General features: G+C 63.1%; 27 protein-coding genes. 15 read left to right on the plus strand and 12 right to left on the minus strand.

The genetic code is table 11. The features are described 5' to 3' along the window. Nucleotides 1–47: 47 nt before the first annotated feature. The 5 genes from B208_RS0103170 to B208_RS0103190 all read right to left on the minus strand — a co-directional run bounded on the left by B208_RS0103170 (nucleotide 48) and on the right by B208_RS0103190 (nucleotide 5409). Nucleotides 48–1160, minus strand: a complete 1113-nt coding sequence (locus tag B208_RS0103170) for a S8 family peptidase (RefSeq protein WP_007982849.1) — start codon at nucleotides 1158–1160, stop codon at nucleotides 48–50. 107 nt (nucleotides 1161–1267) lie between these two features. Continuing rightward, complete coding sequence (locus B208_RS0103175) at nucleotides 1268–2401, minus strand: S8 family peptidase (RefSeq protein ID WP_007982848.1); 1134 nt, start codon at nucleotides 2399–2401, stop codon at nucleotides 1268–1270. 152 nt (nucleotides 2402–2553) lie between these two features. Next, on the minus strand, nucleotides 2554–3744 hold the full coding sequence (locus B208_RS0103180; protein ID WP_026177714.1) for a S8 family peptidase: 1191 nt from the start codon (nucleotides 3742–3744) through the stop codon (nucleotides 2554–2556). 172 nt (nucleotides 3745–3916) lie between these two features. Next, complete coding sequence (locus B208_RS0103185; RefSeq protein ID WP_026177715.1) at nucleotides 3917–5074, minus strand: S8 family peptidase; 1158 nt, start codon at nucleotides 5072–5074, stop codon at nucleotides 3917–3919. 107 nt (nucleotides 5075–5181) lie between these two features. Further along, nucleotides 5182–5409 (minus strand): S8 family serine peptidase, encoded by a 228-nt coding sequence (locus B208_RS0103190; RefSeq protein ID WP_232423709.1) that lies wholly within the window; start codon nucleotides 5407–5409, stop codon nucleotides 5182–5184. Nucleotides 5410–5571: 162 nt separating this feature from the next. On the opposite strand from B208_RS0103190, the gene B208_RS0103195 reads away from it, so the two are divergent. From B208_RS0103195 to B208_RS0103205, 3 genes are all read left to right on the plus strand, one after another. After that, nucleotides 5572–6330, plus strand: coding sequence for a DUF2797 domain-containing protein (locus tag B208_RS0103195; protein ID WP_018128698.1), 759 nt, complete (start codon nucleotides 5572–5574; stop codon nucleotides 6328–6330). Between the two features lie 23 nt (nucleotides 6331–6353). Beyond that, nucleotides 6354–7691 (plus strand): DEAD/DEAH box helicase, encoded by a 1338-nt coding sequence (locus tag B208_RS0103200; RefSeq protein WP_007982842.1) that lies wholly within the window; start codon nucleotides 6354–6356, stop codon nucleotides 7689–7691. A gap of 255 nt (nucleotides 7692–7946) precedes the next feature. Further along, on the plus strand, nucleotides 7947–8468 hold the full coding sequence (locus B208_RS0103205) for a hypothetical protein (protein ID WP_232423710.1): 522 nt from the start codon (nucleotides 7947–7949) through the stop codon (nucleotides 8466–8468). Here the strand turns inward: B208_RS0103205 and B208_RS0103210 are convergent, their stop codons facing one another. Next, entirely contained in the window at nucleotides 8469–8855 is a 387-nt protein-coding gene (locus B208_RS0103210; protein WP_007982838.1) for a hypothetical protein, read from the minus strand. It lies immediately after the preceding gene. 78 nt (nucleotides 8856–8933) lie between these two features. Here B208_RS0103210 and B208_RS0103215 point away from each other — a divergent pair, with 78 nt between their 5' ends. Continuing rightward, nucleotides 8934–10445, plus strand: coding sequence for a DUF790 family protein (locus B208_RS0103215; RefSeq protein ID WP_007982836.1), 1512 nt, complete (start codon nucleotides 8934–8936; stop codon nucleotides 10443–10445). Between the two features lie 14 nt (nucleotides 10446–10459). On the opposite strand, the gene B208_RS0103220 is transcribed toward B208_RS0103215, so the two are convergent. Then, complete coding sequence (locus B208_RS0103220; protein WP_018128699.1) at nucleotides 10460–10993, minus strand: DUF7122 family protein; 534 nt, start codon at nucleotides 10991–10993, stop codon at nucleotides 10460–10462. Continuing rightward, nucleotides 10990–11895: an RsmB/NOP family class I SAM-dependent RNA methyltransferase gene (locus tag B208_RS0103225; protein WP_007982832.1), complete on the minus strand. Its 906-nt coding sequence runs from the start codon at nucleotides 11893–11895 to the stop codon at nucleotides 10990–10992. The genes B208_RS0103220 and B208_RS0103225 overlap by 4 nt, the downstream gene beginning before the upstream one ends. 94 nt (nucleotides 11896–11989) lie before the next feature. Here B208_RS0103225 and B208_RS0103230 point away from each other — a divergent pair, with 94 nt between their 5' ends. The 6 genes from B208_RS0103230 to B208_RS0103255 all read left to right on the plus strand — a co-directional run bounded on the left by B208_RS0103230 (nucleotide 11990) and on the right by B208_RS0103255 (nucleotide 16523). Beyond that, nucleotides 11990–12736, plus strand: coding sequence for a proteasome assembly chaperone family protein (locus tag B208_RS0103230; RefSeq protein ID WP_007982830.1), 747 nt, complete (start codon nucleotides 11990–11992; stop codon nucleotides 12734–12736). Nucleotides 12737–13075: 339 nt separating this feature from the next. Continuing rightward, nucleotides 13076–13225 carry a hypothetical protein gene (locus B208_RS24145; protein ID WP_007982828.1) on the plus strand — a complete coding sequence of 50 codons (150 nt, stop codon included), beginning with the start codon at nucleotides 13076–13078 and terminating at the stop codon, nucleotides 13223–13225. Nucleotides 13226–13269: 44 nt separating this feature from the next. Continuing rightward, nucleotides 13270–14391, plus strand: coding sequence for a pyridoxal phosphate-dependent aminotransferase (locus B208_RS0103240; RefSeq protein ID WP_007982826.1), 1122 nt, complete (start codon nucleotides 13270–13272; stop codon nucleotides 14389–14391). 58 nt (nucleotides 14392–14449) lie between these two features. Beyond that, complete coding sequence (locus B208_RS0103245) at nucleotides 14450–15301, plus strand: UbiA family prenyltransferase (RefSeq protein WP_007982825.1); 852 nt, start codon at nucleotides 14450–14452, stop codon at nucleotides 15299–15301. Between the two features lie 160 nt (nucleotides 15302–15461). Continuing rightward, on the plus strand, nucleotides 15462–15848 hold the full coding sequence (locus tag B208_RS0103250) for a nuclear transport factor 2 family protein (RefSeq protein WP_007982823.1): 387 nt from the start codon (nucleotides 15462–15464) through the stop codon (nucleotides 15846–15848). A gap of 243 nt (nucleotides 15849–16091) precedes the next feature. Next, a complete protein-coding gene (locus B208_RS0103255) occupies nucleotides 16092–16523 on the plus strand; it encodes an NUDIX hydrolase (protein WP_007982821.1) in 432 nt (143 codons plus the stop codon). Here the strand turns inward: B208_RS0103255 and B208_RS22895 are convergent. Further along, nucleotides 16520–16756: a hypothetical protein gene (locus tag B208_RS22895; RefSeq protein WP_007982818.1), complete on the minus strand. Its 237-nt coding sequence runs from the start codon at nucleotides 16754–16756 to the stop codon at nucleotides 16520–16522. The two genes, B208_RS0103255 and B208_RS22895, sit on opposite strands and share 4 nt — an antisense overlap. 167 nt (nucleotides 16757–16923) lie before the next feature. Here B208_RS22895 and B208_RS0103265 point away from each other — a divergent pair, with 167 nt between their 5' ends. Then, nucleotides 16924–17844 carry an alpha/beta fold hydrolase gene (locus tag B208_RS0103265; RefSeq protein WP_007982816.1) on the plus strand — a complete coding sequence of 307 codons (921 nt, stop codon included), beginning with the start codon at nucleotides 16924–16926 and terminating at the stop codon, nucleotides 17842–17844. A gap of 26 nt (nucleotides 17845–17870) precedes the next feature. Here B208_RS0103265 and B208_RS0103270 read toward each other — a convergent pair whose 3' ends face one another. Continuing rightward, a complete protein-coding gene (locus B208_RS0103270; RefSeq protein ID WP_007982814.1) occupies nucleotides 17871–18359 on the minus strand; it encodes a dual specificity protein phosphatase family protein in 489 nt (162 codons plus the stop codon). 156 nt (nucleotides 18360–18515) lie between these two features. On the opposite strand from B208_RS0103270, the gene B208_RS0103275 reads away from it, so the two are divergent. The 3 genes from B208_RS0103275 to B208_RS0103290 all read left to right on the plus strand — a co-directional run bounded on the left by B208_RS0103275 (nucleotide 18516) and on the right by B208_RS0103290 (nucleotide 20049). Next, nucleotides 18516–18890 carry a CBS domain-containing protein gene (locus B208_RS0103275; protein WP_171970509.1) on the plus strand — a complete coding sequence of 125 codons (375 nt, stop codon included), beginning with the start codon at nucleotides 18516–18518 and terminating at the stop codon, nucleotides 18888–18890. Nucleotides 18891–19002: 112 nt separating this feature from the next. Beyond that, on the plus strand, nucleotides 19003–19467 hold the full coding sequence (locus tag B208_RS0103285) for a DUF5804 family protein (RefSeq protein ID WP_007982807.1): 465 nt from the start codon (nucleotides 19003–19005) through the stop codon (nucleotides 19465–19467). 108 nt (nucleotides 19468–19575) lie between these two features. Next, nucleotides 19576–20049 (plus strand): hypothetical protein, encoded by a 474-nt coding sequence (locus tag B208_RS0103290; protein WP_007982805.1) that lies wholly within the window; start codon nucleotides 19576–19578, stop codon nucleotides 20047–20049. Nucleotides 20050–20214: 165 nt separating this feature from the next. Here B208_RS0103290 and B208_RS0103295 read toward each other — a convergent pair whose 3' ends face one another. After that, a complete protein-coding gene (locus tag B208_RS0103295) occupies nucleotides 20215–21216 on the minus strand; it encodes a PLP-dependent cysteine synthase family protein (RefSeq protein ID WP_007982804.1) in 1002 nt (333 codons plus the stop codon). Between the two features lie 98 nt (nucleotides 21217–21314). On the opposite strand from B208_RS0103295, the gene B208_RS0103300 reads away from it, so the two are divergent. After that, entirely contained in the window at nucleotides 21315–21686 is a 372-nt protein-coding gene (locus B208_RS0103300; RefSeq protein ID WP_007982802.1) for a thioredoxin family protein, read from the plus strand. A gap of 42 nt (nucleotides 21687–21728) precedes the next feature. Here the strand turns inward: B208_RS0103300 and B208_RS0103305 are convergent, their stop codons facing one another. Continuing rightward, nucleotides 21729–23870, minus strand: coding sequence for a thioredoxin domain-containing protein (locus B208_RS0103305; RefSeq protein WP_007982799.1), 2142 nt, complete (start codon nucleotides 23868–23870; stop codon nucleotides 21729–21731). Nucleotides 23871–24226 lie beyond the last annotated feature (356 nt).

Raw genomic sequence — 24226 nt, forward strand, 5'->3', positions numbered from 1 at the left:
TGCGGTGGTGGTATGCGATGCGATTGGTGGTGGGGTGAAGTGTCCGTTCAGATCGCGGAGTACACGTCGAGCAGGCCGTTACCCTGCTGGTTGCTGGACAGGCCGAGGTTCTCCGCCGTGTTGTTGAGTCGGCTTCGCGCGCCGGTGTTGGAGTAGCCGAGCTGTCCCATCAGGATGCCCGCGGCACCGGCGACGTGTGGGCAGGCCATCGAGGTTCCCGAGAGAGTGTCGTAGCTGTCCCCGTAGTAGGTCGAGTAGATGCTGCTGCCGGGCGCGGCGAGTTCGACTTCCGGACCGGTACTGGAGAAGTACGAGAGGCCGTCCGAATCGTTCGTCGAGCTGATAGCCACGCACTCGCTGTACACCGCCGGATAGCCCACGCAGTTCGAGCACGGACCCGAGTTACCGGCCGCCGTGGCGAGGAACACGCCGTTATCGTAGGCGTACGAAACCGCGTCCTTGAGCGCCGAGGAACCGGACGAACCGCCGAGGCTCATACTCCCGACGTCCCAGCCTTGGTTCGCGACGTACTCGACACCCGCCGCGATATCGGAGTACGAACCGCTTCCGTTGCTGTTCAGGACTTTGACGGCGTGGAGCGTGGCCTCGGGCGCGACGCCGACGACGCCCTGTCCGTTGTCTTCGGCGGCCGCGATACCGGCGCAGTGGGTTCCGTGGCCGTTGTCGTCGTCCCAGCTCGACCCGACGTAGGACGTTCCGCTACCGAGGTTGTTGTCGAGGTCGGGATGCGAGGCGTCGATACCGGTGTCGATGATGGCGATGTCGGCACCCGACCCCGTGTACCCGGAGTCGTGGGCGGCATCCGCGTCCACGCGGTCGACACCCCACGGAAGCGTCTGTGCGTACGCGTGCATCGTCCCGTCTTCCTCGACGTAGCGTACCTCGCTTCGCTGTTCCAGTGCCGTGATGGCGCGCTTGGGTACTTCGAGCGTAACCGCGTCGAACGAGAAGTCGTGGTGAACCACCGATGCCGCATCGAGCGCCGCCCGTCGCCCCGATTCGCCCGTATAGCCGATGTTGACCCGTACTCTATCGCTCGGCTTCGCGTTTGCGAAACCGGTGACGGCGAGTCCTGCCGTCGCACCGCCTGTGACCTTGAGAACGTTACGTCGTGAAACGCCGTTTTTGTTGCGTGGCATTGCAGGCAAAACGATGAAGTATATTCTCTTAAATTTTTTTCTGAGATTATGAGATTAATTAGAATAGACTAACTTGTGAAATAATTTGTGGCGTTACCCACCGCCGTTCAGTTATTGCTCGAATCGAATCCCAGTGCTGCAGCGACGTCTACGAGGCCGTAGCCCTGTTCGTCGCTCGATAAGCCGAGGTCCTCCGCGGTGTCGCGCAATCGCTGTCGTGCGCCGGTGTTCGAGTAGCCCGCGGCCATCACTTGGGCGGCCGCGCCGGAGACGTGTGCCGTTGCCATCGACGTGCCCGAGAGGGTCTCGTAGGTGTCGTCCCAGTACGTCGATTCGATGTCCTGACCGGGTGCGGCGAGTTCTATCTCCGGTCCTCTGCTCGAAAAGCTGGCGATGTCGTCGCTTTGATTCGTCGCACTCACCGCGATGACTTCCGACGCCGAGGCCGGATAGCCGACGCAACCGCCGCTGCACGGCCCGGACCCGCCCGCCGCACCGACGAGGAGACATCCGTTGTCGTAGGCGTACTGCACGGCGGCATCGACCGTCGAGGAACTCGACGACCCGCCGAGGCTCAGGTTGATGACGTCGTGTCCGTGGTCGGCCGCCCACTCGATACCGGCCGCGATATCGGAGTACGACCCCGCCCCGGTGCTGCTGAGAACCTTCACGGCGTGGAGCGTGGCCCCGGGCGCGACGCCGACGACGCCGCTGTAGTTATCGACGGCCGCGATAGTGCCCGCGACGTGCGTCCCGTGGCCGTTGTCGTCGCTCCACGAACTCCCGACGAAGGATTTCCCGGACCCGACGTTCGCCTGCAGGTCGGGATGGTTCGCGTCGATGCCGGTGTCCACGACCGCCACGTCCACCCCGGTTCCGGTCGCACCGTTCGCGGTTGCGACCTCGCCATCCACGCGGTCCACGCCCCACGGAAGGGTTTCGCCGAGGGCGTGCATCGTGCCGTTCTCCTCCACATAGGTCACGCCCGGTGCCGATTCGAGCGCGGAAATCGCGGCCTCCGGGACACGAATCGTCACCGCGTCGATGCCCGAGAACTCCCGAACGACGTCGTTCGCCGATTCGAGAGCCAGCCGACGACCTGCCCGACTTTCGAACCCGATGTTCACTCCCCGAAGTTCGCGTTTTCCGGCGGCGACGCCGCTCGCACCGACGCCAACCATCGATACGCCGGTCGCTTTCAGCACGCTTCGTCGCGTCGCATTCTTGATTTCTTTCGACATCAATTCATATATAAAATACAACCACATAATATTTTCTAATATTAGATGAAAATATTGTCCGGAGGACGAGAGAGACGCTATTCCCGACTCTATGCGGATCGTTCCTTGCTCAAACAAGACGAAAGAGGGGGTCGTTCGGGTATCTTCGCCGTTCAGTTGTCGCTGGAGTCGTAGCCGAGCGCCGCGGCGACGTCGAGGAGGCCGCTTCCCTGCACGTTGCTCGACAGACCGAGGTCCTTTGCCGTGTTCAGGAGTCGGCTCTCGGCATCGCGGGCCGAGTACCCCTGTGCGATGAGTTGACCGGCGGCACCGGCGACGTGCGGAGTCGCCATCGACGTGCCCGAGTACGTGTCGTAGCCGCTGGGAACGGTCGAGTAGATGTCGGTACCGGGTGCGATGATGTTCACCTCGGGACCTTGACTGGAGAACGAGGACTGCTGGTCGCTGTCGTTCGAGGACGCGACCGTGATGGTCTCGGAGTACGCCGCCGGATAGCCGACGCAGTCGGTACACTGTCCGTCGTTTCCGGCCGCGGCGACGATGACGACTCCGTTGTCGTAGGCGTACTGAATCGCGTCGTGCAGGGCTTGCGAGCCCGAAGAGCCGCCGAGGCTCATGCTCGCCACGTCCCAGCCCTGGTCCGCGACGTACTCGACACCGGCCGCGATGTCGGAGAAGGAACCGCTACCGGAGCAGTCGAGAACCTTCACGGCGTGGAGCGTCGCTTGCGTCGAGACGCCGACGACGCCCTGCCCGTTGTCCACGGCGTTCGCGATACCGGCACAGTGGGTTCCGTGGTTGTTGTCGTCGGACCACGAGTCGTTACAGGAGTTACTGTTGCCGTAGAGGATACAACTCCCGGTGTATCCGCCGCTCCCACAGGAGACAAATGATTTGCCGCTACCGATGTTCGCCTGCAGGTCGGGATGGTCGTCGTCGATACCGGTGTCGATGATGGCGATGTCGGCACCCGAACCCGTGTCACCGTTCGAGTGTGCGACCTCGGCGTCCACGCGGTCCACGCCCCACGGGAGCGTCTGACCGAGTGCTTCCATCGTACCGTTCTCCTCCACGTAGCGGATGTTCGGGTTCTTTTCGAGTGCCGTTACCGCGCGCTTGGACACGCGAATCGTCATCGCCTCGATGGAGTTGAACTCACGGACGATTTCGTCCGCGCTGCTCCGGGCCATCGCGCGACCGCGTGCGCTCTTGAATCCGACGTTGACCTCCACCTTGTCCGTCGGTGCTGCCGACGCCAGGCCGGTCGCCCCGGCCGCCGCTAGCGAGCCACCTGTTACTTTGAGTACGTTCCGACGTGATACGCCATTGGCTTTCCTTGCCATACCATTAGTCAATACATAACATGGGTTTAAAAAATTAACTATTATACTTTATATAAATATAATATCTAGGAAATTATACGTTAATCCGGCTGCTAAACGTAGAATGATAATGGGTTGGGCCGACAATTACGTGAAAACGGTAGAAAACGTACTGTCGGTGACAGTCGGCCGTTCAGTTGTCGCTGGAGTCGTAGCCGAGTGCCGAGGCGACGTCGAGAAGACCCGAACCGGTCTCGTTGGCGGACAGCCCGAGGTCTTCTGCGGTCTGCTTGAGGGTGTCTCGTGCCTGCGTGTTCGACGCGCCGTTGGCCATCAACTGTCCGGCGGCACCGGCGACGTGCGGGCAGGCCATCGAGGTTCCCGAGAGAGTGTCGTAACCGCCGGGGACGGTCGAGTAGATGCTACTGCCCGGTGCGGCGATTTCGACTTCCGGACCGGTACTGGAGAAGTACGAGAGGCCGTCCGAATCGTTCGTCGAACCCACCGCCATCACTTCGGGGTAGGCAGCCGGGTATCCCACACAGTCCGTACACGGACCCGAGTTACCGGCGGCCGCGACGAGGAACACGCCGTTGTTCACGGCGTATTGGCACGCGTCTCGGAGCGTCGCTGAGCCGGACGAACCGCCGAGGCTCATACTCCCGACGTCCCAGCCCTGGTCCGCGACGTACTCGATACCGGCCGCGATGTCGGAGTACGAACCGCTCCCCCGCGAGCTGAGCACTTTGACAGCGTGAAGCGTCGCTTGCGTCGAGACGCCGACGACGCCCTGCCCGTTGTTCACCGCGTCCGCGATACCGGCACAGTGGGTCCCGTGTTCGTTGTCGTCGTCCCAGTTGTTTCGGCACGTCTTCTTGCCACCGCGACATTTGACGAACGATTTGCCGCTACCGATGTTCGCCTGCAAGTCCGGGTGGTCGGAATCGATACCGGTGTCGATGATGGCGATGTCGGCACCCGAACCCGTGTCACCGTTCGAGTGTGCGACTTCGGCATCCACGCGGTCGATACCCCACGGGAGGGTCTGGCCCAACGCCTGCATCGTGCCGTTCTCCTCCACGTAGCGGATGTTCGGATTCTTTTCGAGCGCCGTTGCCGCGCGCTTGGACACGCGAATCGTCATCGCCTCGATGGAATCGAACTCGCGGACGATTTCGTCCGCACTACTTCGAGTCATCGCGCGACCGCGTGCGCTCTTGAATCCGACGTTGACCTCCACTTTGTCCGTCGGCGCTGCCGACGCCAGGCCGGTTGCCCCGGCCGCCGCTAGCGAGCCACCTGTTACTTTGAGAATATTCCGCCGTGATACGCCATTGGCTTTCCTTGCCATGCGGCTGTATCAATAAACTACATCGTAATATAATTTCCTGCTATAAATTGAGAAATTAATATTCAGAAGCGTCTCTCGGTCGGGGTTGAACACCGCTCCGACCCCTGTCAGGCCCCGGTTTTCCCGTTCTCCTCGACGTACCGTATCTCGGGATGATCGTCGAGTTCCGCCCAGTCCTCTCGTGAGATTCGAATCGTCACCACGTCGAGCGATTCGAACTCCCGAACGACCTCCACGGCGGCGTCCATCGCCGCGTTCTTGCCGTCGGTCCCGTCGTAGCCGACGTTCACCTCGACAGTATCCCGGCCGGAATCTCCCTTGCCATGGTTCGCCACACCATGTTACTACTACACAATAGTTATTAAAACATTCTTCTTCCGTTCAAATATTCCATAATAAATCTATTTTAACACTTCCATCGAACAAATCAAAACTCGAACACGTTCGTCGTCCCTTCGAACGACACGTCTTTTACCCGGAAAGACCCAACTACACCCGTGCAAATCGTTGGGTACGAGACTGGTGCGGCGGGAGACGACCCGCCAGCGTTGCTGGTGGACGACGACGGGACCCTTTCGCGCGAACCGCTCGAACGCGGAGTCGAACTGGAATACACGCTCGGCGACAGACACTGTGCGGGTACGTTCGACGGTTCGACGCACATCGCGTGTTCTCGCCCCAACGCCCCCTACTGTGACGCACACACCAGTACGTGGGTGTGTGCCCGGTGTACCGGAACGTGCCTCAAGGCCGAGATGGACTGCTACGAGGACCACGCCATCTACCTCGCAGCATTCGGTCCGACGACGGTCAAAGTCGGCGTTACGCGCGAATGGCGACTGCAAACACGACTCCGCGAGCAGGGTGCGGACCGCGCCGCACACCTCCAAACGGTGAAAGACGGGCGAATCGCCCGCGAACTGGAGGCCGAAATCGCGGAGACGTTCACCGACCGCGTTCGCGTTCCGGCGAAGATTCGCACCCTCGACCAACCGGTGGACGAGGCGGTCTGGCGGGACGCCCTCTCCCGGTTCGATCCGCTCGACACCTTCTCGTTCGACTACGGTTTCGAACTCGAATCGGCACCCGTCCACGAAACCCTCGCCAGCGGCACCGTCCTCGGGACGCAAGGCCGCGTCCTCGTCCTCGAACGCGGCGGAACGACCTACGCGACGGACATGCGCGACCTCGTGGGCTACGAACTCGAACGCGGCGCGACCGATCGAAGCCTGCAGGCCAGCCTCGGCACCTTTTAGGCCGCGGATTCCCCAGTTTCGGTGTGGCCGACGTGACCCTCACGTTCGAGAACGGTACGCTCCGCGTCGAAACCGAGCGCGACGTTCCGTTCGCCGACTCCGACCCCCGCTCGAAGACGCTCCGAGCGCCCGCTTTCCGCTACGCCGCTATCCGCGACTACTGCGAGGAACGCGGGATTTCGGTGGACGATTCCGTCCTCGACGCGCCCGATTTACCGCCGTGTTACTCCGCCTACGAACTCCGGGACTACCAGCAGAAGGCGCTCGATTCGTGGGAAGACGCGGACCGACGCGGCGTCCTCGAACTGCCGACCGGAAGCGGAAAGACCGTCATCGGCGTCAAAGCCATCGAACGCTGTCAGGCCGCGACCCTCGTCGTCGTCCCGACTATCGACCTGCTCGAACAGTGGCGGCGCATCCTCGACACCGAGTTCGACGTTCCCATCGGCCAACTCGGCGGCGGCGAACAGAACGTCGAAGCCCTCACCGTCTCGACGTACGATTCCGCCTACCTCCGGGCCGACGACATCGGCGACCGGTTCGGTCTCGTGCTCTTCGACGAGGTTCACCACCTCGGCGGCGAGGGCTACCGCGAAATCGCGCGCCTCCTCGCCGCCCCCGCTAGAATGGGGCTGACGGCGACGTTCGAGCGACCCGACGGTGCCCACGAAGTCGTCAGCGAACTCGTCGGGGAGAAAGTCTTCGACGTCCACGTGGACGAACTCGCCGGAACCCACCTCGCACCCTACGACGTGAAACGGTTGACCGTCGAACTCACGCCCGAGGAGCGCGAACGATACGAGGACGCCCAAGGCGTGTTCACGGACTACCTCGCCAGTTCCTCGATTCGGATGCGGAGCGGCAGCGACTATCAGGAACTCGTCAAGCGCTCGGGGAGCGACCCGAAGGCACGCGAAGCCCTCCTCGCAAAACAGCGCGCACGCGACATCATGATGAACAGCGAGGGAAAGGTGACGGCCCTCGCGGACATCCTCGACGCCCACCGGGACGACAGAATCATCGTATTCACCGCGCACAACGACCTCGTGTACCGCCTTTCGGAGCGCTTTCTCCTCCCGGCTATCACGCACCGAACCTCGACGCCCGAACGCCGGGACGTTCTCGATAGATTCCGACGCGGGGAGTACTCGCGCGTCATCACCTCGAACGTGCTGGACGAGGGGGTCGACGTTCCCGACGCCAACGTCGCCGTCGTCCTCTCCGGGAGCGGGAGCGAACGCGAGTTCACCCAACGCCTCGGCCGAATCCTCCGAGCGAAGGAGGACGGCGGACGCGCACTCCTGTACGAAGTCGTCACCGAGGAGACGGCGGAAGTCCGCGTCGCAAACCGCCGCCGATAATTTTCCTGTCGTCCACCGATAGCGACTCACTCGGCCAACAGTCGAGCGCTGACCCTAACCGTCGAGGACTGTCTTTCGTCCGCTCCAGATAGTATGCTCTGTTTCTATACTATACATTATCTCTATGGTTTTGATAGTATTTTGGTAGTATTCAATATTCCGATGCACTTTCACTCAAACGGGGACGACCCCACTTCCTCTGACATGGCTCTCAGGGGTCGTCCCCGTTCGACGATTCCGCTATGGAGGCCGATGATGACCGACGTATCCACCACCTCGACCGAGGAGTACGAGCTACTGACCGCGAAACAGAAGGAGCGACACGGCAACACCGAGACCGCGACGGTGCAAGACGTCCGCGTGAGCCGAGCACAAGTCAGTCTCACGCTCGCCTTCGACTGGACGGCCGACGAGACCCGACTCGTCTACGATTTGGACGACGCCCGCGACGTGCGCAAACTCGAAGCGCTGACCGACGAACGCGGCTTCGAGTTCGCACAGGTCGGCCACCTCGACGGCCTCACGGTATCCGTCCGGTACACGAGTCAGGGCTGGGTTCCGACCACTCACCTCCCCTACACGGAGAGCGAAGGCTCCATCGCCGAGACGTTCCGAACGGAACTCGAACTGTTCGGACGGGAACTCGCGCGAACGCCCGGTTTCCTTCGCCGATTCGTCACGTGGACCAACTCGCTCTCCACGAAACAGGTCATCATCGGCGTCATCATCATCAAAAAACTGCTGGTGGTCGCTGTCCTCGTCGGACTGGTGCTGTAATTATTTTAGATTGATGCTGATCGAGGTGCTGCTCGCCTCGCTGTATTTCTCGTACGTCACCTCGAACGGGACCTCTACGTCTTTCGTTTCCTTTCCGGGAACCGTCACCGTCGGGTTCATTTCGTGTACCACGTCGTTGAGGTCGGCCGTCACCTCGAGTTCCGCGGACTCCTCGCTGTCCCCGTGATTTTGAATCGTGACGACGACCACGAGCTTGCCGTCGTCGCCTTTCTTCGGTCGAATCTTGAGGCTTTCCAAGTTCCCCGCTCGACTCCTATCACCGTCGTCTTGGTTACCGCCGCGACCGCCGAGAATGGCCGCACAGCCACCGGTAGAGGCGAGAGCAGCAACGAGGCCGAACTGTTGGAGGGCGTCTCGTCTTCGCATACTCCATACAGATTGGAGCGGTTGGAATGAATCTTCTCATTCAGACGCCTTTTGTACACCGGACGTGTATTTTCGGCCGTGCTTACCAAAGACCTGCTCCGGGTGTCCCGCGCCGGGGGAGGCTATCATCCGCGGTTCGCCGGTCGTGAACAGCGACCGCTCGCCGCACGCATCCTCGGCACGTATCAGGGGCACGTCGGCGAACCGTACGGTCAACTTCGGTCCGCGCTTTCGGACCTCGAAACCGACGCGCCCGACTTCAAACTCGTTCGCGGGTTCGCCAAACTCCTGGACCGGGAAGCGACGTTCGAGACGTCGGCGGTCGTGCCCCCCGAACGCGCCCGAAGCGTCGCCTTCGAAGCGGCCGAAGCCGTGAACGTGGTCACCGAGGAGGAGCGGGAAACCGCACTCCGACGTGCGGCAGAGCGCCTCGGTTCGACGCCGGACGACGTGGCCGATTCGTTGTACGCCGACCTCGAAGAGCGCCAACTGCTGGTCGCGTTCGACTCCCGCTGGGACCCGGACGAACTCGTCTCCCAGTACAACCTGTCGCTCGCCCAAACCGCGCTGTTCGACGCGACGGAACTCCGGGTACGAAGTTCGGACCCCCGGGCGCTCGTTTCGGCCGTCAAACGGCTTCGATTGATGTACGAAATCCACGAGACGGACGCCGGACGTGAAGTCGTCGTCACCGGCCCGGACGCGCTCTTTCGCTCGACGCGGCGCTACGGGACGCGGTTCGCCCGACTACTCCGAACCGTCGTCAAAGCCGAGGACTGGCGACTCACGGCGACCATCGACGACCGCGGAACCGAACGCCAACTGGTGCTCACCGACGACGACCCGGTTCGACCGCCGGGGACGGAACCCATCGCGGACGTATCGTTCGACAGCGAGGTGGAACGGGAGTTCGCCACCCGGTTCGAGGCGCTCGATTTGGACTGGGACCTCGTGCGCGAACCCGAACCGCTGGCGGCCGGTGCGCGAGTGATGATTCCCGACTTCGCCTTCGACTACCGACACGCCGACTTCCGGGTGTTCTTCGAAATCATGGGCTTCTGGACGCCCGAGTACGTCGAAAAGAAGCTCTCGCAACTGGACGCCGTGGACGACGTGCAACTGCTCGTCGCGGTGGACGAGAGCCTCGGCGTCGGCGAGGAGATAGCCGCCCGCGACCACCGCGCGATTCCGTACTCCGGGTCGATTCGTCTCAAGGACGTCCGCGACGCGCTCCGCCGATACGAGGACGAACTGGTCGCGGAAAGCGCCGCGGCGCTCCCCGACGAACTCGTCCCGGACGCGGACGTGATTTCGCTCGCCGACCTCGCCACGGCGCACGGCGTGAGTGAGGACGCGTTGGAGGACGCGACGTTTCCGGACCATCGACGCGTCGGGAGAACGCTAGTACGTCCCGCCGTGCTCGCCGACCTCGACGCGGAAATCGAGGACGGGATGGCCTACTCGACGGCGAAATCCGTCCTCGAAGACCGCGGAATCGAAGACGACAGCGCGCTCCTCTCCGAACTCGGTTACGCCGTCGAGTGGGAGGGTTTGAGCGGCGGCGTGATTCGAACACGGGCCGAAGAATAGAACGTTCGCCCGTTTCAGAGGTCACGCTGTCGTCCGCCGGGAACGAGCGACTGGAGTTCGCCGTGAAGGAACAGTCCGACGCCGAGCGGTTCGATTTCGCCGGCGATTTCGTGCGCGGCGATGAGGTATCCCCAGTCGCCGTCCCACTCGATTTCTTGGTCCTCGCCGCGGGCGAAGCGACGGGCCTGCTCGCCGTCGAGTTCGACGACGTTCTTCGTCGCGCGCCGACCGAACCGCTGTGCCGCGTTCGTCGTCGGCTTCCAGTGTCGCTGTCGCGTGCGCAGGAACGTCATCCCGAGCGCTTCGATGTGGACGGGCGACTCCAAATCGCCGTCGAGTATCCAGATTTTACCTTTCCCCTTCTCCCAAAAGGAGGCTTCCTCGAACGTCTCCGGCGGAATTCCGAACCGGTCGTCCCACCAGTCGAGGACTTCCTCCCTGCTCGCGCGTCCCGACACCTCTCGGTCTTCCTCGGTGGCCGGGAGGCGGTCGAACCGCTGGCCGTCGTTCGTCGCCAGTTCCGTCCCGTCGTCTCCGTTTTCGCTCATTGGCCCACCTCCAGTTTCGCGCAGAAGAATCCGCCCGTGTCGTTGTGGTGCGGATAGAATCGTTTCGCCTTCCGGATGCTCTCGTCGAACTCGTCGCCGTGCCACTCCGTGAGGCCGGGTTCGGACCGCAGGCCGATGTCGTACTCGACCAGTCGGCAGTCCTCGCGCGCGAGAACGTAATCCAGAACCGCCTCGTTCTCTTCGGGCGCGAACGTGCAGGTGGAGTACACCACGGTTCCGCCTTCCCGCGTGGCCTGCACCGCGCGGCGAAGGATGCCCTTCTGGACGCCCGCGACGCCCTCGATGTGGTCCAATCCCCAATCGTCCAGCGCGGTCGGATTCTTTCGAACCGTCCCCTCACAGGAACACGGTACGTCCACCAGCGCCGCGTCGAACGCGGAGAGGCCGAACGGCTTGAGCGAGAAGTTCCGGGCGTCCTGATTCGTCACCGCGGCGCAGGTGACGCCGAGCCGTTCGGTGTTGAACCGGAGCGCCGACAGGCGACCGAGGTTGCTGTCGTTCGCCACGACGAGTCCCGTATCGTCCATCAGCGCGGCGAGTTGCGTCGTCTTGCTTCCCGGCGCGGCACAGGAATCGAGCACGCGCTCGCCCGGTTCCGGGTCGAGGACGAACGCCGGAATCGAAGAGACCTCTTCCTGTCCGTGCGTCCAGCCGTGAAACGAGGGCCACGTGTTGCCGGGTTTCCCCTCGATTTCCAGTACGTTCTCGTTCCACTCGCGCGGCGTCCACTCCACGTTTTCCTCGTCGAACGCCCGTGTCGCCTGCTCTCGGGTCGCTTTGATGCGGTTTACTCGTACGACCGAGGGTAGCGGACGCTCACACGCCGCGCGAAACGCCTCGAAATCGTCGAGTATCGGTTCGTAGCGCTCCAGTGGGTCCATTGCTCGCCTATGCGGGCGAGAGGTGTTTGTGGGTTTCGAAGCCGCCGTCGCTCCCGTCCTCGTTTTTAAGGTGAATCCACCCGAATGGACCGGTATGACGAACATCGCCGTGGTCGCGGACGACATCGAACTCGACGCACCGACGCTGGTCGAAGGGCTCCCCGGACTGGGGTTGGTCGGTAAAATCGCCACCGACCACCTCATCGAGCAGTTCGACATGACCTACTACGCGGCGGTGGACTGCGAGGGAATCCCTCAAATCGCCGTATACGAGGGCGGCGACCGGGACCTGCTCCCGCCGGTTCGGTTCTACGCCGACGAGGAACGGGACCTGCTCGCGTTGCGAAGTGACGTTCCGATTTCGTCCGAGGCCGCGCCCCAGTTCGCGCGGTGTGTCACCTCGTGGGTCGATTCGCACGACGCGACCCCGCTCTACCTGAGCGGCCTTCCACACCAGAAACAGGCCGGTGAGGTCCCCGAACTCTACGGCACCGCGACCGGCGACTTCGGACAGTTGCTCGACGAGCACGACATCGGCTCCCCGTCCGAAACCGGCGCTATCAGCGGCCCGACCGGTGCGCTCCTCCACCGCGCCAGTAGGAGCGGCGTCGGCGCTATCGGCCTCATCGTCGAGTCCGACCCCAGGTTCCCCGACCCCGAGGCGGCCCGCATCCTCCTCAAGGACGCCATCGACCCCATCGCCGGAATCGACGTGAACACGGACGAGTTGGTCGAGAGCGCCGAGGAAATCCGCGAACAGAAAGAGCAGTTCGCCCAGCGGATGCAGGAAACCGAAGAAGCCGAGAGTTCGCAGGCAAAGCCGCTCAGGATGTTCCAATGAACCTTTTACGACGGTCAGATGTCAACGGTCGCGTGCCGTAGCGCGCGACCGCTGACTGCTTCCCTGTAAAAGGTTCATCAAAAGCAGCAGAAGACGTTCCTGCTCGCTTCACTCCGCGGGCTGCGACTTCCTGGCCTTCGTTCGCTCCGCTCACGAAGACACTCCTCGCTCGCTTCGCGTTGCTCCGCTCGCTCGTCGGCCCGGAAAATCTCCGATTTTCCGGAGAGAGTGCTAGCAACCAGTGGTTGTGTCGATTGCTGACTTCTGGTGATTGTGTCAACTGCAACAGTCCACATCGAAGCCATCGCCTTTTTCCATTCCAACCGCTTTTCCCCACTCATGAGCGATACGGACGACGTAGATTTGGACCAGTTCTTCCGCGACGTGGACAAGGTGTACAGCGAGTACGACAACGGCTACATGGACGCGGATGCCGCGCTGTCGGTCATCGACGACCATCTCGAAGCGCTCCGCGCACAGGTCAAGTAACCGAAGCGAAGAATTATCCTCCCCCGTTACGTGGTCTCCGGCGTATGACCGGCTTTTCGGACAGGGTTGAGCACGTATCGATAAGCGGCATTCGGAAGGTGTTCGAGGCGGCGGGCGAGGACGCTATCAATCTCGGACTCGGGCAACCGGACTTCCCGACACCGGACCACGCTCGGGAGGCGGCGCTCGAAGCCATCGAATCGGGGGCGACGGACGCCTACACGTCGAACAAGGGGATTTCCCAACTTCGTGAGGCCATCAGCGCGAAACACGAACGGGACAACGACCTCGTGGTCCCGCCGGAGAACATCATCGCCACGGCGGGCGGGAGCGAGGCGCTCCACATCGCCCTCGAAGCGCACGTCGGCGCGGGCGAGGAGGTCATCTTCCCCGACCCCGGTTTCGTCGCCTACGACGCCCTGACGCACATCGCTGGCGGAACGCCGAAACCGGTCCCGCTCCGCGAGGACTTGACCCTCAACCCCGCGACGGTCGAGGAGAACATCACCGACGACACCGCGGCCTTCGTCGTCAACAGCCCCGGCAACCCGACCGGCGCGGTGTCGAGCGAGGAGGACATGCGTGAGTTCGCCCGCATCGCGGACGAACACGACGTGCTCTGCATCTCGGACGAGGTGTACGAACACATAGTCTTCGAGGGCGAGCACTACTCGCCGATGCAGTTCGCCGAGACGGACAACGTGGTCGTGGTCAACGCCTGCTCGAAGACCTACTCGATGACCGGGTGGCGACTCGGCTGGGTCGCCGGAAGCGAGCGCCGAATCGAGCGCATGCTTCGCGTCCACCAGTACGTGCAGGCCTGTGCGAGCGCCCCGGCGCAGTTCGCGGCGTTGGGCGCGCTCACCGGCCCACAGGACCCCGTGGACGAGATGGTCGCCGCCTTCGAGGAGCGCCGCGACGTACTCCTCGACGGGTTGTCCGACATCGGCCTCGAAACGCCGACGCCGCAAGGTGCGTTCTACGCCATGCCGAAAGTCCCCGAGGGATTCGTGGACGAGGTGCTCGACCGCGGCGCGGTCATCGTCCCCGGCGAAGCCTTCGGCGAGCACGGCGAGGGCTACGCTCGAATCTCCTACGCGACGAACGTCGAGGAACTCGAAGCCGCGCTCGAAATCATGGGCGAGGCGGCGGACGCTATTCGCTGAATTTTCCGATTTCTCCCGGCCTGAGACTTTATCATCGCGGGCGTTGTGAATCGATTCGATGCCCATCTCGCGCCACGGTTCCGGCGTGGTCCCCGCAGCACGTGCAGTCGCATCGCAGGTGCATCCGGTGTTCATGCTCCCTCCCGTCGCCGCCTCGTGGTTCGGCAGCATGCTGGCCGGACACTTCTCGCTGGTGACGGGACTCCTCCACATGACCGCCATCTTCGCGGCCGTCTACACGGCCCACGTCAAGGACGGCTACGTGGATTTCTACTTTCGGGGCGAGGACGACGATCATCCGATTACCGAGCGGGGCTGTAAACTCCTGCTCGCCGCGGCGGGTGCACTGTTCGCGGCGTGTCTCGCGGGACTCTGGCTCACCGTCGGCATCGGCGCGGTCCTCATCACGCTCCCGACGTGGTTCATCGGCTACCTCCACGCGCCGCAACTCGACACGAACCCCGTCACGACGACGACGGGCTATCCGCTCGGTATCGCGCTCTCCATCCTCGGCGGCTACTACGTTCAGACGGGGACGCTCTCGCCCGTCGCGCTGGCGTTCGCGTTCGTCTTCCTCGTCCTCCTCTCGGGCGTGAAGGTCATCGACGACGCGCAGGATTACGAGTACGACCGCTCCATCTCGAAGCGAACCGTCGCGGTCGTCCTCGGCAGAAATCGCGCCCGGATCGCGGCCTACGGACTCATTCTGACCGCGCTCCTCTGCGTACTCGGATTTTCGGTGGCGCGGGTGTTCCCGCCGAGTTCCGCTCTCGCGGTGCTGGCCTTCGGCGTCGTGGCCGGAATCGCGTACCGGAGCGGACCGGAACTCGCCACGATGTTGCTCATTCGAGGGTCCTACGTCTTCCTCGCGCTGTTGCTAACGGCGGTGTGGTTTCGACCGCTCTCATGAGCCAACGGTCGAACCGCGAGACTGGGTTCACTTTCCTCGTCGATGAGTGCCGTGCTCGACGAATCGTCCCACGACCGCGTTCGATCGTTTCGAATTGGACAGTCCGATAGCAGTGCTCTATATCCCCGTTCGACTCCTCCGTCTAGATGGGTGGGATAGAATGGCATCGACACACCAGAGCAACGTTGAGACGGTACGGACGGTGTACGAGGGATTCAACGAGGGCGACCTCGAATCGGTTCTGGCCACGATGGCCGAGAACGTCGAATGGGTCGAACCAGTGGGGTTCGTCTTCGCCGGGACCTACCACGGCCCCGATGCAGTGCGGGAGAACGTCTTCGTTCCGGCCATGGAACGATTCGAGTCGTTTCGGGTCGAACCGGACCGGTTCATCGACGGCGGTGATACGGTCGTCGCCGTGGGGACGTTCCATGCGACGACTGAAGACGGCGAGCGAATAGAGAGTCCGTTCGCACACGTCAACGAGCTACACGACGGCCACATCACCCGGTTTGTGAACTATACGGACACCGCCCTGTGGCGGTAGGCGGTCGACGTGTGGCTCCACGAATCGGCACACTACCGGGCGGACGAGGGTTGCGCGCGATGAGCCCGATACCGCAACCCACCCGCGTTTCGTTACCACTTCGACCTGCCGAGCCAATCGTATCGACGGAGGCCACTACGGACCGCTCGTTTCTCGAACGTCCGCATCGACACCGCGCAACCGAATCGGACACCTGACTGAAGTAACGCTTACGCCCCCGCTCCCCGTTTTGTAACCGTACCCGTGACCGACCGACCAGTAACTGAAGACAAAGCCTACGCCTATATCACCCGCAGCGGTGCTCAGTTCCGCCAACTGCTCGTGTTCGAACACGCCAACGAGGACGCGGGCGTGCAGGTACCGAAAGGAACCATCGAGGACGGGGAGGACCCCCGCGAAGCCGTCGTCCGAGAGGTGCGAGAGGAGAGCGGGTTGACCGAATTCGACTCGATCCGACCGCTCTCGACCGACGTGTGGAATCACCACGAGAAGCCGAAAGCGTATCGTCGCCACTTCTTCCACCTCGTCGCGAACGTGGAGCGCGACGAATGGCGTCACACGGTCACCGGCAGCGGCGAGGACAACGGCGTCGTCTACAGCTACTTCTGGGTTCCTCCCGGCGCGTGTTCGCTCGCCCGGGACATGGACGACTACATCGAGCGAATTTTGGATTAATCGCGGTCCAGAGACTGGCACCGGTCAACCCACAGTCGTTCGAAGGTCGCGTTCGTGACGACCCGCCCAGTGAGGTCGGAAATCTCGGTGACATCTTCGCTTTTGCACCACGAGACGCATCGTTCGTACGTCCCCATCGAAATATCGTCCGTGTCCCGGACGACGCGGAGTTCGTCCGCACCGGTGAGATGGGCGGCGAAGGTGCGCGCGTGTGTCCGTCCGTGAACGTCCATCTGTCGTCGAATTTCCGAACCGGGAGCGGGTCGTAGTTCGGCGCGTCGAAGTCGAACCACTGCGTCACGAGCGAGAGTTTCAAACCGTCGAGGTACAGCTGACTCGGTTGAACCGCCGTGAGCGGGAGGGTAAACGAATCGGCTACTGGGGAGCCCATCACGACCGTATGTCAACGCTTATCCACGAAAATACCGTGGATGAACGCATGCCCGAACTGACCCACGACGACGCTATCGTCAACGGCGTCCGTCTCCACTACGTCGAGGCCGGAGACGGACCGCTCGTCCTCCTCCTCCACGGCTTTCCCGAGTTCTGGTACTCGTGGCGCGAGCAGATTCCGGCGCTCGCGGCGGCGGGATATCACGTCGTCGCGCCCGACATGCGCGGCTACAACGATTCGGAGAAACCGCACGGCGTCGATGCGTATCGGACGGACGAGCTGGTCGCCGACGTGACCGGCCTCATCGACCACTTCGGGGAGGAGACGGCCCACGTCGTCGGACACGACTGGGGCGGTGCCGTGGCGTGGCAGGTCGGTATCGACCGCCCCGAGCGCGTGGACAAACTCGCCGTCCTGAACGCTCCACATCCGGGTCGGTTCCGGGAGGTGCTTCGAACGCCGTCGCAACTCCGACGGTCGTGGTACATATTCTTCTTCCAACTGCCGTGGCTTCCCGAACTGTTCCTGTCCGCCCGCGGGTACGAGTCCATCGAGAACATCTTCACGGATACCCCGACGAATCCGGATGCGTTCACTGAGGACGACGTTCGGCGCTACGTCGAGGCCGCCGCGAAACCGGGGGCGTTGACCGGCTCCATCAACTACTACCGGGCGCTGTTCCGGCAGAGCGTTCCGACCCAGCTTCGGTCCCTCGTCGGCGGGTCGAACGACTCGTTCGACGTGCGAGTTCCGACCATGCTGATTTGGGGGACGGAGGATTTCGCCCTCGGAAACGAACTGACCGAGGGGCTGGACCGGTGGATTCCAGACCTCCGAATCGAGCGACTGCCGGGTGCCAGCCACTGGGTACAAAACGACAGGCCGGAGCGAGTGAGCGACCTGCTGGTCGAGTTCTTCGCGGAGTAGCGCGAGAGTCGTCGAAATCCGACGACCTACGTTTTCGCCGCGAGGTACGTCACCGCCAACTCGTGGAGGGCCGGATTCGGCATCGCGTGCGGCCGAGCGTCCTGCACGATGGCGAGCGCGTCGTGAAATTCTCTGTCTTCCTCGGCGGCGAGCGTGGCCGCGATGAGCGTACTACTCCGCGAAACCCCCGCCGTGCAATGGACGAGGAGGGACCCGTCCCTGCGAAAGAGCCGCCGTGCGGTGTCCACGGCCGCTTCGAACGCGCGCCACTCGTTTCCCGCGCCGTCGATGAGGGGATGGTGGTGCGTGGTGAGCGGCTGTTTCTCCGTCGACGCCGAGAGGACGTACTCGAACGTCCGGTCGTAGCGGTCGTGGCAGTCGGGACGTGCCGCCGATTCGTTCCCGATGAACAGGTCCCGCGCGCCGATACGCCGAACCACTGGCTCGTCGGCCACGTATCCCAGCGGTCGGACGAAAACGTCCGGCCGACCGTCCGCATCGAATTCATCCGGCATTTTCACAGGGTCGTCGAATACGATAGTTCAACCTTTCGATTTTTCGACTGCTATGGTTGAAAATCGAAATGGGTAGCGACGAATTGTCAGTAAATTTCGTTTTGAATCGACTCGAACCGGGAAAAGAACAATATCCCTCCGGTTCGTCTACGTGGTATGAGTACCAACGACAGAACTCGTGTGAAGGACATGATGTCCACCCCGTTGAAAACCATCCCGTCGGACGCGACGGTTTCCGAAGCCGCGACGGTGATGCGTGACAACGAAATCAGCGCCCTCGTGGTGACCACTTCGCCGAGGGCGATAATCAGCAGTTCCGACGTGTTGGACGTCGCAGCCGACGGGTTGGACCCGACGGAGGTGCGGGTCGCCGACGTGATGACGGAGGACGTCGAAACCGTCACCCCCGACCTCTACATGGAGGAGGTCGCCGCGATGATGACCACCTTCGGCATCAAACACCTCCCCGTCGTGGACGAAGAGTACGTGGGAATGGTCTCGTCGACGGACGTTGCCGCCCTCCTCTCCTGATGGCGACGGTCTGTCCGGCCCGTGAGTCGGACGGTGTCGCACGAACGGTGGCGACGGGTCGGTCGCTGCTGCAAGACGAAATCGCTTTACTTCGCCGCTCCCACCGGAAACTGTGACCCGCGTCCTGCTCGTCGGTTCGGATGAAGTCGAGTTGCGCGCCGAACTGTTCTCCCGTGAGACGGCGCGCGACGCGCTCGCCACCTACCAACTCCGCGAACCGTACGGTAACTGCCTCGAACTCGAAACCATCAGCGTCGGCTCCGCGACGTCGCTCTTGAACGACTTGAACTGGTATCTGGTTCGGTTCGTGGACGAAGCGCTCGTCCTCGACCCGAGCGTGAGCGACGAGGAGTGGCTCTCCCGAAAGCTCGCGGCACGGGTGCGCGACCGCGAGGTGGAAGCCGCCGAGACGGACCCGCTGCTCAAGGTGTACGGCGTGGTGGACGGGGAGTTCGGCGCGGAACTCGTGGAACCGATGTACGTCGCCCGGACCGTCGATGGCGTCCCGGAGTACGACCTGCGCGACGTAGACGACACGCTGGTCGTCCGCGTGACGGAAGACGAGTTCCGAGCGTAGACGGAAACGGAGAAGGGTTCTGGCGGGGAGAAACGACACGAACTCGGACGAAATCGCTCCCGACGGTTCCGGCACAATCCTTTTCCACGTTCTCGGCGAGAGGGCTGTATGGTGGGGCCAATCAGCGAGGAGCAGGTAGCGGCGTGGCTCGACGGGACGGTCGTGGACGACCTTCGACACGTGAGCGACGAGGGAACCGAGTTCACGATTCGGCTTCGACTCGCACACCAGCCGATACGCATCGTGAAAGAGGAGACGCTGGGTCCGATTCGACTGGTCAGTGACACAGCGTTCGACACCGAGGGGACGCAAACGCTCCTCGAAAGCGAGGAGCACCGGACCGAACTACTGACGCGAATCGGACCGGCGTTGGCGGCGACGCCGGGCTTTTACACCCTCCTCGACGCGGAGGGGGCGTCGTGTGAATTCGCGGATGCGCGGTCGATTCGACTCGAACATCGAATCTATCCCGACGGCGCAAATCGACAGGCCGTGATGGAGGGTCTGATGGCTCTCGCGTCCGCCGCGCAATACCTGCAGAATACCGTCGCCGTGCTCCTCGACGCGGGGCGAGATGGGTAGGGTGCTTCGGAAGACCGGGAGATCGCTACGTCAGCGGAGCAGGCGATACGGATGGGCCATGGCTAACCCACGCCGGAAACAGCGCATCGGGGTACAAAACGTCGGCTCATCGTTCCCAGTTTCTGAAAATCGTCCCGATGTCGAGTTATCCCTGTCGGCACCCCTTCAGTCGAACATTCCCGTCGAGAGGTAGCGCTCGCCGCTGTCGGGGAAGACGGTGACGACGAGCGGACAGTCGTCGTACTCTTCGCCGACTCCGCCATCGGATGCCACCTGTTCGTTCTCGTCGTGTTTCCCGCCGTCCTGCCACTCCTCCGGGACCTCCGGGCAGTTGAGTTCCGGCCGAGCGAGTCGTTCGGCGACCCGGTAGGCCGCGATGCTCGCCGCGCCGCTCGACTGGCCCACCAAGATGCCTTCTTCGCGGGTGAGACGCCGACATTCGTCCTCCGCGTCCTCCAACGCGACGCGTTCGACGGAATCGAGCAGGTCGGTGTCGAGCAGGTCGCTGACGAATCCCGGGCCCATCCCCTGATACTCGTCCTCGCCGGGTTCGCCGGTCGAGAGGACGGCGTTTCGCTCGGGTTCGACGGCGACGACTTCCATGTCCGGGTACTCCTCCAGCAGGCGCGAGGCGGTTCCGGTTATCGTCCCGCCGGTGCCGACGCCCGCGACGAAGGCGTCTATCTCGCGGCCATCGACCTGTTCGATGATTTCCTCGGCCGTCGTGCGGTAGTGAGCCTCGGCGTTGGCCGCGTTTTCGAACTGGCCGAGTTGCACCGCGTCGGCCGATTCGGTGAGCTCGTCCGCGCGCGCCTTGGCGGACTCCATGTTTCCGTCCACGAGTTCGAGGTCAGCGCCGTAGGCTTTGAGAAGCTGTCTGCGCTCGGGCGACTTCGACGCGGGCATGACGATGGTGAGGTCGTACCCGCGGGCGGCACAGACGACCGCCAAGCCGATGCCCGTGTTGCCGCTCGTCGGTTCCACGATTCGGTCGCCGGGCTGGAGCTTCCCCGCGCGCTCCGCGGCCTCGACCATCGCCAGTGCCGGGCGGTCCTTCGCCGACCCGCCGGGGTTGAACGATTCGACTTTCGCCGCGACGGTCGCGCCCTCGGGCGACCGGACGTGAACGAGTGGCGACCCCACGGCGTCGAGGATGGAGGATTTCATGGTTTGCGGTACGAATCCCACGCCTAAACCCCTACTGGACTCCGGCAGTCGGTGCCGGAAGCGGGAATTCTTATCCGCGTTCGCCACCAGTCCCGACTATGGAATCGACAGAACCGAATCCCGAGTGGGACGCGAGCGAACACAGCGAGACGATAGACGCCTTCGAATCGGGTCTCGGCGAACTCACCTATCGCGTTTGGGGTGCGGACTGGTGCGGCGACTGCCGGTCACGCTTGCCCGACTTCTTCGCCGCGCTGGACGCCGCGGGCGTCGAAGGGGAGCAAATTCACGTCTACGAGGTGGACGACGAGAAGGTCGGAGAACTGACCGAGGAGTACGACGTGACGCTCATCCCGACAATCGTGGTCGAGCGGGCGGGCGAGGAAATCGCCCGCTTCGAGGAACAGGAGGACCGACCGGCCGCCGAGTACGTCGCCCGCGAACTGCTCGAAAGCGACGCGTTGGCCTGAGTTCGACCACCTCTCTTATGAGCTCTCCACGCGATGTGAACGCTACTCCGGCGCGAGGTCGTCGGCCCACTCCAGTCCGGCGTCGATGTCGGTCACGGGCGGCGAGCAGGTAAAGGAGCGACAGACGTAGAGCGTGGGTTCGCCCGCAGACTCGCGGTCGGCCCAAATCGGTGGCACGTTCTCCACCCCGAGTTTTTCACACCACGCCGCCACGCCGTCCTCGGTCGGCGGCCGCCGGGTCAACACCCGCATCGGGAGGTACGTCTCCGCGAGTTGGTCGTGCCACGCTTCGGGGAGTTCGTCGCCCGCGACGGTCAGTTCGAGCGAGCCGGTCGCGTTGCGGTCGGCGGCGAGCACCAGCGTCGCGTACTGGAACGGGTTCGACTCGACGGTCCGGGCGTGGGTTTCGAGCACCGCCTCCGGAATCTCGGCGAACGCCTCGTCCGGTGCGAACTCCGAGAGAACGGCCAGCACGTCGGTTGCGACCCCGAGGCTTGACGGCGTGGACTGGTCCGCGAGCTCCTGCGGGCGTGCGACCAGTCGCTCGCCGCTTTCCGGGGTGAAATACAGCGTCTCGCGCTCCGCGTCCCAGAACTCGCGTTCGATGGCGCGCGCGAGGTCGAGGGCGAATTCGAGGTGGTCCGGGTTCCCCGTCGATTCGTAGAGCGCGAACGCGCCGCGGGCGAGGAAGGCGTAATCTTCGAGGTAGCCGTCGATTGCGACGTCCTCATCCTTGAACCGCCGCGAGAGTTTCGCGTCCGCCTCGTCCCAGAGCTTCTCGCGGACGAAATCGAGCGCGTCCGCCGCGAGGTCGGTGTAGTGCTCGTCGAGCACGAAGCCGCCCTCCGCGAGCGCGGCAATCAGTAGCCCGTTCCACCCGGCCAGTATCTTCTCGTCGCGGGGGGGTCGTTCGCGCTCCTCGCGCGCTTCGAACATCGAGTGGCGGGCGTCAGCGAGCACGTCTCGAACCTCGTCCTCGGACACGTCGTACTTCTCCGCGAGGTCCGGAACGTCCGTGGTCAGGGTCAACACGGTTTTTCCCTCGAAGTTGCCCGATTGCGTGACGCCGTAGCGTTCACAGACGATATCCGCCCTCGTTTCGGTGTCGATGTCATCGTCGCGTTCGTCTTCCACCGCTTCGTACACGTCGCTCGGCGTCCAGACGTAGAACGGTCCTTCCTCGTAGTTGCCCGCCTCGTCCTCGCTCCGGGCGTCGAGCGTGCTGTAAAAGCCGCCCTCCGGGTGGCGCATCTCGCGTTCGAGGGACGCGAACGTCTCGCGGACGAGTTCGGCGTATCGCTCGTCACCCGTGAGTTGGTACCCCGCGAGGTACGCGCGCGGCAGTTCCGCGTTGTCGTACAGCATCTTCTCGAAGTGCGGCACCGTCCACTTCCGGTCGGTCGCGTAGCGGTGGAATCCCCCGCCGATGTGGTCGTACATGCCGCCGTCGGCCATCGCGTCGAGCGCCTCGACCGCCACATCGCGGTACTGGGTCGCGCCGGTCCTGTCGTACGCTCGGAGGAGCAGGTGGAGTCGCGCCGGTTGTGGGAACTTCGGTCCGCCGCGCCCGAAGCCGCCGTACTCGCGGTCGGCGGTGCGGACGGTCTGTTCGGCCGCGCTTCCGAGCAGTTCCGGGCCGGGGGCGTCGTCCGCCTCGGGCGTGGATTCCAGTTCGCCCTCGATGGCGTCCGTCCACTGTTCGCCCCGGTTTTTCATCTCCTCCGGGTTCTCCTGCCACGTGTTTTTGACGTTTTCGAGGAGGTCGATGAACCCCGGCCGCCCCTGCTGGGAGCGCTTCGGGAAGTACGTCCCGACGTAGAACGGTTTCCCGTCCGGCGTCAGCCACGCCGACAGCGGCCATCCGCCGCCGCCGGTGACCTGCTGGCAGATGCTCATGTAGATGGCGTCGATGTCCGGGCGTTCCTCCCGGTCCACCTTTATCGGGACGAAGTGCTCGTTCAGTAGCTCCGCGACGTCCTCGTCCTCGAAACTCTCTTCCTCCATCACGTGACACCAGTGGCAGGCCGAGTAGCCGATGGAGAGGAAGATGGGCACGTTCCGCTCCTTCGCGGCTTCGAGCGCGGCGTCGTCCCACGGTTGCCAATGCACCGGATTGTCGGCGTGCTGGCGGAGATACGGACTCTCCTCCTCGTCGAGTCGATTTCGCTCGGTGGGCGCGGTCATACCTGTCTAGCAGTGGTTTGGGAGAGGTAAAGATGGGGATTCATTCGATACGAGCCGGTTTTCCGATGGGATAGTAAAAAATGGTACATTTTGGGATTTTTCAGTAGTTTTCAGTATCTTCAATGAGGATACAGTGCTCTCCGTGAGAGAACAGTACTCATCGGTACGATTCAGTGTATCCACTGATGTCGATTTTCGATGAAACCGTTTCTCTGTCAGGAGTACCGACGGTCGTCGTCGATTCACCGCCGCGGTGCTGTGGCTTCACGCTTCGCTCACCGAATCGACGGCGTATCGGCGTCTCGGAGTGGTCACTTTTTTAGGAAATCCAACAACTCATGTGCGTCGCTGGCGTA

It is taken from the genome of Haladaptatus paucihalophilus DX253 (assembly GCF_000376445.1).
GTDB classification, from domain to species: domain Archaea; phylum Halobacteriota; class Halobacteria; order Halobacteriales; family Haladaptataceae; genus Haladaptatus; species Haladaptatus paucihalophilus.

Bases quoted from the DNA above. Each gene is read 5' to 3' on its own strand.
- B208_RS0103170 (WP_007982849.1), bottom strand. From the start codon at position 1,160: ATGCCACGCAACAAAAACGGCGTTTCACGACGTAACGTTCTCAAGGTC.
- B208_RS0103175 (WP_007982848.1), bottom strand. From the start codon at position 2,401: ATGTCGAAAGAAATCAAGAATGCGACGCGACGAAGCGTGCTGAAAGCG.
- B208_RS0103180 (WP_026177714.1), bottom strand. From the start codon at position 3,744: ATGGCAAGGAAAGCCAATGGCGTATCACGTCGGAACGTACTCAAAGTA.
- B208_RS0103185 (WP_026177715.1), bottom strand. From the start codon at position 5,074: ATGGCAAGGAAAGCCAATGGCGTATCACGGCGGAATATTCTCAAAGTA.
- B208_RS0103205 (WP_232423710.1), top strand. From the start codon at position 7,947: ATGACCGACGTATCCACCACCTCGACCGAGGAGTACGAGCTACTGACC.
- B208_RS0103210 (WP_007982838.1), bottom strand. From the start codon at position 8,855: ATGCGAAGACGAGACGCCCTCCAACAGTTCGGCCTCGTTGCTGCTCTC.
- B208_RS0103220 (WP_018128699.1), bottom strand. From the start codon at position 10,993: ATGAGCGAAAACGGAGACGACGGGACGGAACTGGCGACGAACGACGGC.
- B208_RS0103225 (WP_007982832.1), bottom strand. From the start codon at position 11,895: ATGGACCCACTGGAGCGCTACGAACCGATACTCGACGATTTCGAGGCG.
- B208_RS0103230 (WP_007982830.1), top strand. From the start codon at position 11,990: ATGACGAACATCGCCGTGGTCGCGGACGACATCGAACTCGACGCACCG.
- B208_RS24145 (WP_007982828.1), top strand. From the start codon at position 13,076: ATGAGCGATACGGACGACGTAGATTTGGACCAGTTCTTCCGCGACGTG.
- B208_RS0103240 (WP_007982826.1), top strand. From the start codon at position 13,270: ATGACCGGCTTTTCGGACAGGGTTGAGCACGTATCGATAAGCGGCATT.
- B208_RS0103245 (WP_007982825.1), top strand. From the start codon at position 14,450: ATGCCCATCTCGCGCCACGGTTCCGGCGTGGTCCCCGCAGCACGTGCA.
- B208_RS0103250 (WP_007982823.1), top strand. From the start codon at position 15,462: ATGGCATCGACACACCAGAGCAACGTTGAGACGGTACGGACGGTGTAC.
- B208_RS22895 (WP_007982818.1), bottom strand. From the start codon at position 16,756: ATGGACGTTCACGGACGGACACACGCGCGCACCTTCGCCGCCCATCTC.
- B208_RS0103265 (WP_007982816.1), top strand. From the start codon at position 16,924: ATGTCAACGCTTATCCACGAAAATACCGTGGATGAACGCATGCCCGAA.
- B208_RS0103270 (WP_007982814.1), bottom strand. From the start codon at position 18,359: ATGCCGGATGAATTCGATGCGGACGGTCGGCCGGACGTTTTCGTCCGA.
- B208_RS0103275 (WP_171970509.1), top strand. From the start codon at position 18,516: ATGAGTACCAACGACAGAACTCGTGTGAAGGACATGATGTCCACCCCG.
- B208_RS0103290 (WP_007982805.1), top strand. From the start codon at position 19,576: ATGGTGGGGCCAATCAGCGAGGAGCAGGTAGCGGCGTGGCTCGACGGG.
- B208_RS0103295 (WP_007982804.1), bottom strand. From the start codon at position 21,216: ATGAAATCCTCCATCCTCGACGCCGTGGGGTCGCCACTCGTTCACGTC.
- B208_RS0103300 (WP_007982802.1), top strand. From the start codon at position 21,315: ATGGAATCGACAGAACCGAATCCCGAGTGGGACGCGAGCGAACACAGC.
- B208_RS0103305 (WP_007982799.1), bottom strand. From the start codon at position 23,870: ATGACCGCGCCCACCGAGCGAAATCGACTCGACGAGGAGGAGAGTCCG.